General features: G+C 45.0%; 4 protein-coding genes. 3 read left to right on the top strand and 1 reads right to left on the bottom strand.

Features of this window, described 5'->3' with window-relative positions; translation table 11 throughout:
• Positions 1-240: 240 nt before the first annotated feature.
• Complete coding sequence (gene parS / locus CHU92_RS01570; protein WP_094411921.1) at positions 241-669, top strand: type II RES/Xre toxin-antitoxin system antitoxin; 429 nt, start codon at positions 241-243, stop codon at positions 667-669.
• The gene (locus CHU92_RS01565) at positions 666-1,127 is read left to right on the top strand and encodes an RES family NAD+ phosphorylase (protein WP_094411919.1); all 462 of its coding nucleotides are present in this window, start codon (positions 666-668) and stop codon (positions 1,125-1,127) included. The genes parS and CHU92_RS01565 overlap by 4 nt, the downstream gene beginning before the upstream one ends.
• Here the strand turns inward: CHU92_RS01565 and CHU92_RS01560 are convergent.
• Positions 1,117-2,679: an NAD(P)/FAD-dependent oxidoreductase gene (locus tag CHU92_RS01560; protein ID WP_094411918.1), complete on the bottom strand. Its 1,563-nt coding sequence runs from the start codon at positions 2,677-2,679 to the stop codon at positions 1,117-1,119. The two genes, CHU92_RS01565 and CHU92_RS01560, sit on opposite strands and share 11 nt — an antisense overlap.
• Positions 2,680-2,803: 124 nt before the next feature.
• Between CHU92_RS01560 and CHU92_RS01555 the strand changes: the two genes are divergently transcribed.
• A complete protein-coding gene (locus CHU92_RS01555; RefSeq protein WP_094411916.1) occupies positions 2,804-3,814 on the top strand; it encodes a T9SS type A sorting domain-containing protein in 1,011 nt (336 codons plus the stop codon).
• Positions 3,815-3,883: the final 69 nt, after the last annotated feature.

Below are 3,883 nucleotides of genomic sequence, written 5' to 3'. Positions count from 1 at the left end.
GCAAAAGCGGGCGGCGGGGAGGATGCCGCTACAATCGGGGCTATACCTCACAGTAAGGGTGCGTGTGCTAAAGTCCTGTTAAATTTTAGTATATTGCATATATCAATAATGTATTGCGTGTATACCTATTAACAATAGAAGGCCGGTTAACAGAAATACTATCAGGAAACTTGATAATTTTATTACGACAAGTGTCGTGATATTTACGACATTTTTCATACCTTTACAAAAAATATCACCATGGATGCCTTTGACCTTTTTAACCCGGAAACAACTTACAACGCTACTGATGATAAAAATATTCTGTCGCTAATTGAGCTGGTAAGGAACGGAATAGCATTTTCAAGCTTTGTGAAACTGGTAGAGAGCAGCGCTTTTGACCTTAATGAATGGTCTTCGTTCCTCCATCTTTCAGAAAGGACTATGCAGCGCTATAAAAAAGAAGGCAGGACCTTTGATGTACCACAGTCCGAAAAAATACTGGAAATAACCCTGCTGTACCGCAAAGGGGTTGAAGTATTTGGCAGCGATACAAAATTTAACGCCTGGCTGGATACCGAAAACCTTGCCCTGGGACGGATAAGGCCCAAAGAACTGCTGGATAACTCCTTTGGCATTGGGCTGATACGGGACGAACTCACCCGCATTGAACACGGTGTGCTGTCATGATAGTGTACCGGCTGGCGAGGGCACAGTTTGCAGGCGACCTTTCGGGGAAAGGCGCAGAAAAAGCCGGCGGCCGCTGGAACAGCAAAGGCACGGCTATGGTATATACCTCGGAAACAAGGGCGCTATGCACCGCAGAAATTGCCGTACATACACCCTTAGGCAATGTACCGCTTGATTATGTGCTGGTCACTATAACTATCCCAGATACTGTTGCCGTTAAAGAAATCCTGCCCGGCGAACTGCCCGAAAACTGGCGATCCATACCGCACTCCCACGCTACCCAATTAACCGGTGATACTTTTGCCGAAAAACAGGAATATGCCGTGATGAAAGTACCCTCGGCTGTAGTGCAGGGAGAATATAACTACCTCATCAACCCATCGCACCCCGATAGCAGGCAGGTAACCGTTATCCATAGCGAACCCTTTACTTTTGATGAAAGGCTTTTTATACGGTAGCCACCACACATTTAAGCGCGCACTTTTCGCCATCTATGGCCGCAGAAATGATTCCACCCGCATAACCGGCTCCTTCGCCACAGGGATAAAGCCCCCTTACCTGCACATGCAGCAGCGTTTCGGGGTCGCGCGGGATGCGCACCGGAGATGATGTCCTGGATTCAGGCGCATGAAGTATGGCTTCATTGGTTAAATATCCGCGCATGGATTTGCCGAATTCAATAAAACCCTGCCTTAATACCTGGGTAATAAATCCCGGGAATACTGTACCTAATTCTACAGGTGTTGTCCCGGGCACATAAGATGTTTTGGGTATGTCAGCTGATATTTTGCCCCGGGTAAAATCAACCATGCGCTGGGCCGGCACCCGCTGCGTTTCACCTGCCATGCGCCATGCCTGCTGCTCAATTGCTTTCTGGAACTCCATGCCTGCCAGTGCGCCATGCCTGGCGAAAGGTTTAAAATCCTCAGGGCGCAGCTCAACAACAATACCTGAATTTGCTGTTTCCTGATCGCGTTTGGAAGGGGACCACCCGTTGGTAACTACTTCACCGGGACTGGTAGCGCATGGCGCGATGACGCCGCCGGGGCACATACAAAAGGAATACATCCCCCGGCCGTTTACCTGCTTAACAATAGCATAAGGCGCCGGGGGAAGGAACTCTCCCCTGCCATTAAAACCACAGCTGTATTGTATGCTGTCTATAAGGCTTTGCGGATGCTCTGCCCGTACACCAAGCGCAAAAGGCTTAGCTTCAATATGTATCTTTTTTTGGTGAAGCAACTCAAAAATATCCCGTGCAGAATGGCCTGTAGCCAGTATTACCTGCTTTGCCTTAATGATATCGTTAGCCTGCGTAACCACACCCTCCACTTCATTTCCTTTAAGTAAGATATCGGTTACTTTAGTATTAAAAAGCACCTGCCCGCCATGCTCAATGATTTTTTCGCGCATGGCTTTAATAATTTTAGGCAGCTTATTTGTACCAATGTGCGGGTGGGCTTCCACCAGTATATCCGGCGAAGCACCGAAAGCAACAAAAAGCCTTAAGATACGGTCTACATCACCGCGCTTTTTAGAACGTGTATATAGTTTACCGTCAGAATATGTGCCGGCACCACCTTCGCCATAACAATAATTAGATTCGGGATTAACAATATGGTCACGGTTTATGGCCTTGAGGTCCCGGCGGCGTTCCTGCACATCTTTACCCCTTTCAAGCACCACAGGCTTAAGGCCAAGCTCTATGAGCTGAAGCGCTGCGAACAGCCCGGCAGGCCCTGCCCCTATTATAATAACTTCCCTGCCTTCACTTACATTCTTATAATCAGGTAAAGGCATTTCAAAGCCTTTATATTCTTCATTAAGGTAAACAGCCAGCTTAAGGTTGATCTTTACTGCTTTTTGCCGGGCATCAATTGAACGTTTTACAATAGCTATATGCTTAATTTCATCAGGCGATGCCTGCATAAGCTGCTGAACGTGGGCAATAAGCAGATGCTGCTGTGCGGCAACCTCAGGCGCTACCTGTATCTGGATTTCTCTTGGCATGCCGCAAAATTAACCATTATTGGCCATCGTGAAAACTTTTTGCATGAAATGCAATATTTAAAATAGATTATTAAAAATTTGTTAAATGTATTAGTATATCTATCTTTGGCAAAAATAAGAAGCTATGAAAACAAAGTTACTATTTATGGCGCTGCTTATTGCTAATGCAGTCAGTGCGCAGATTATTTTCCAGGATAATTTTTCCGGCTACACCGCGAACAACAACCTAAGCGGGCAGGGTACATGGAGTAATAATACTTCAAACGGCGGATTTGGCAGTTGTGTTGGTGCTGTGTGCAGCAACGCCAAAGTGATAAACCAGAGCCTCGCCTACACAGGTTACGGGACAAGCGAAGCCGCTGTTGAACTAAAATCCGATGCTGACGGTGTAGGCACATTATTTACACCGGTTACATCAGGGAGTGCCTATTTTGCTTTCCTCGTAAATATATCAAATGCGGCTGCCACTCCAAATGACTTCTTCAGGGTATGCAGTGGCTCAAGTTTTAATACCACCTTCAGGATCTTTATCAAATCAATGTCGGCTTCAACTTTTGCGGTAGGTATCAGTAAAGGTGGGACAGGAAACCCTACTATATATACTACCAATACCTACGCATATGGGCAAGATCATCTGCTTGTAGTAAAATATACCATATCGGGAGCCAGTAATGATGACACTGTAGGTTTATTTGTAAATCCTCTATTAAATGCAGCCGAACCGGCTACAGCCGATGCTTTCACAGCCTCAGGTAACGACCAGGCAAGCACTATTGACAGGCTTGGTTTCAGGCAAAATACAACAAATATTCCTGTAGGAAAGGCGGGTTTGATAACAGTTTCCCTCTCATGGGGAAGCATACTGAAAACAAACAACTTCCAGGCAGGTGCATTTGCTGTAGATGCTACAAGGGCAAAATATGGGGAATTATCATTTACGAGCAATGAAAGCTTAGGCGATTGCGCCCTTGAAATTTATGCTATAAACGGAGCAAAGCTTGAGTCTAAAAATATAGCTTTAGAAAACGGCACATCAACAATACAAATACATCCTTTAGCTGTTTCCGGCATCTATATAATCAATATTACTAACAGTAATAATAATCGTTATTCGAAAAAGATAATTATCAATTAAACCTATTATTATCTAACTATTATAAGAAGCCGTCTCAATACTTAAATTTTGAGACGGTTTTTTATTTGA

The organism is Flavobacterium cyanobacteriorum (assembly GCF_002251835.1).
In the GTDB taxonomy this organism is placed as follows: Bacteria; Bacteroidota; Bacteroidia; order Flavobacteriales; family Flavobacteriaceae; genus Flavobacterium; species Flavobacterium cyanobacteriorum.
The sequence above is the reverse complement of the archived record's forward strand: the minus strand, read 5'-3'. Positions and strand labels throughout refer to the sequence as shown.

Excerpts from the sequence above, each read along its gene's own strand:
- CHU92_RS01565 (WP_094411919.1), top strand. The coding sequence starts at position 666 with ATGATAGTGTACCGGCTGGCGAGGGCACAGTTTGCAGGCGACCTTTCG.
- CHU92_RS01555 (WP_094411916.1), top strand. The coding sequence starts at position 2,804 with ATGAAAACAAAGTTACTATTTATGGCGCTGCTTATTGCTAATGCAGTC.
- CHU92_RS01560 (WP_094411918.1), bottom strand. The coding sequence starts at position 2,679 with ATGCCAAGAGAAATCCAGATACAGGTAGCGCCTGAGGTTGCCGCACAG.
- parS (WP_094411921.1), top strand. The coding sequence starts at position 241 with ATGGATGCCTTTGACCTTTTTAACCCGGAAACAACTTACAACGCTACT.